This is a genomic window from Streptomyces sp. NRRL S-1813, from assembly GCF_000719605.1.
GTDB classification, from domain to species: domain Bacteria; phylum Actinomycetota; class Actinomycetes; order Streptomycetales; family Streptomycetaceae; genus Streptomyces; species Streptomyces decoyicus.
Genome location: NZ_JOHB01000089.1, coordinates 1 through 1105 on the forward strand (window position 1 = coordinate 1; position 1105 = coordinate 1105).

2 protein-coding genes are annotated in these 1105 nt (G+C 59.9%); both read left to right on the top strand.

Features of this window, described 5'->3' with window-relative positions:
* On the top strand, nucleotides 1-887 hold an 887-nt coding region (locus tag IF67_RS42695; RefSeq protein WP_267959249.1), incomplete at its 5' end, for a group II intron maturase-specific domain-containing protein.
* Complete coding sequence (locus IF67_RS45625; protein WP_234341651.1) at nucleotides 769-1038, top strand: HNH endonuclease; 270 nt, start codon at nucleotides 769-771, stop codon at nucleotides 1036-1038. The genes IF67_RS42695 and IF67_RS45625, both read left to right, overlap by 119 nt.
* Nucleotides 1039-1105: the final 67 nt, after the last annotated feature.

Here is a 1105-nt window from a genome sequence, read left to right on the forward strand (position 1 = left end):
GGCAGTGGCTGAAGGCTGGTGTGGTCGATGACGGACGCTTCACTCGGACCGATGAGGGAACCCCTCAGGGCGGAGTGATCAGTCCTTTGTTGCTCAACATCGCTCTGCACGGGATGGAGGAGGCCGCAGGAGTTCGTTTCGCTACCCGCAAGGGAAAAGTCATGTGGGCTGCGAAAGGAACTCCGATCCTGGTGCGTTACGCCGATGACTTTGCCGTGTTCTGCACGAGCAAGGAGGAAGCGGAGACCGTCAGGTCACGCCTGGCTGAATGGCTGCAACCCCGAGGACTTCGCTTCAATGAAGAGAAGACGCGGATCCTCCATCTGTCGGATGGGTTCGATTTCCTGGGGTTCAACGTCCGCCGCCATGGCGACAGCCTGATCATCACGCCCAGCAAGGACGCGGTCAAGAGAGTCCGGAATCGACTGAGATCTGAGATGCAGGCCCTGTTAGGTCAGAGCATCACAGTCGTACTACGCCGTCTATCCCCTATCGTTAGGGGCTGGTCCGCGTATTACCGGACAGTGGTGTCCAGCCGGACGTTCTCGGCACTGGACAGCTATGTGTGGACGCTCACTTACAAGTGGGCCAAGCGCACCCATCCGAAGAAGTCGAAGCACTGGATCGTGAACAAGTACTTCGGCAGGCTCAACCGATCCAAGACGAACAACTGGGTATTCGGTGACCGTGCCCCAGGCGCACACCTTCCCAAGTTCGCCTGGACCAACATCAGACGACATCAGCTGGTCAGGGGCAAGTCGTCACCCGATGACCCTGCACTGCTCGACTACTGGAGTCAACGCCGTCAAACGCGCACACCGCCACCGATGGACAAGACCAGCCTTACTCTGGCAGCCCGTCAGAAGGGAATCTGTCCGGTTGCATAAACACCACTTCACCTGCCGGCGGCACGGCGGCTCCGATGAGAGCAAGAATCTTCGGCTCGTCCACTCGGAATGCCATCGCCAGCACCACTCCGGCGACGGCGACCGGAGAAGAGCAGAACCTGTGAAGCCTTCGGGCTTGCTTGAGCCGTGATGCTTGGAAACAGGCACGTCCGGTTCTGAGGGGGCCGGGTCACGGCGACGTGACCCGGCTACCCGAC